Below are 465 nucleotides of genomic sequence, written 5' to 3'. Positions count from 1 at the left end.
TTCCATGAATGCAATTATACAACTTTTTTCCGGATCCTGATTTATGGGTTACCCACACGATTCAACACAGACCCGTTTTAACTCCGTTTCGCAGCCATTTAACAAGAAAATTGCCGCAGTTTAGGCCGCAGTTTGGCCGCAGTTTTGCAAAAACGCCGTTTTTTGTAACTTTTTATCGCCGAATCGTGCCTCTTTTGCCAAATCGCCATTTAGGACCGTTCCTTCGCTTTTCATCACGCTTCAACCGTCTGAAATATAACCAAAAAGACAACATTAAACGCTCGGCGCAAGAAGCTGCCCCGGCACACGCATCCGTCCGCACCATTAAAACGCCTTATAAAAACCCCACAACCACCGTTTAAACAAACGATTCAGGCCAGTTTGCATTCCCACGTACACCCGCGCCCACATCAGCCCGCATTCAGCCTCAAAACCGCACTGTGTAAAGGTTTCGCAATCGTTTGT

General features: G+C 46.7%; 1 protein-coding gene. It reads left to right on the top strand.

The genetic code is table 11. The annotated features are described in order from the left end of the window. The first annotated feature begins 8 nt into the window (after nt 1-8). Nucleotides 9-362, top strand: a complete 354-nt coding sequence (locus EII41_RS13805; protein WP_124791020.1) for a hypothetical protein — start codon at nt 9-11, stop codon at nt 360-362. Nucleotides 363-465 lie beyond the last annotated feature (103 nt).

The sequence above is a fragment of the Tannerella forsythia genome, from assembly GCF_003860135.1.
GTDB classification, from domain to species: domain Bacteria; phylum Bacteroidota; class Bacteroidia; order Bacteroidales; family Tannerellaceae; genus Tannerella; species Tannerella forsythia_A.
The sequence above is the reverse complement of the archived record's forward strand: the minus strand, read 5'-3'. Positions and strand labels throughout refer to the sequence as shown.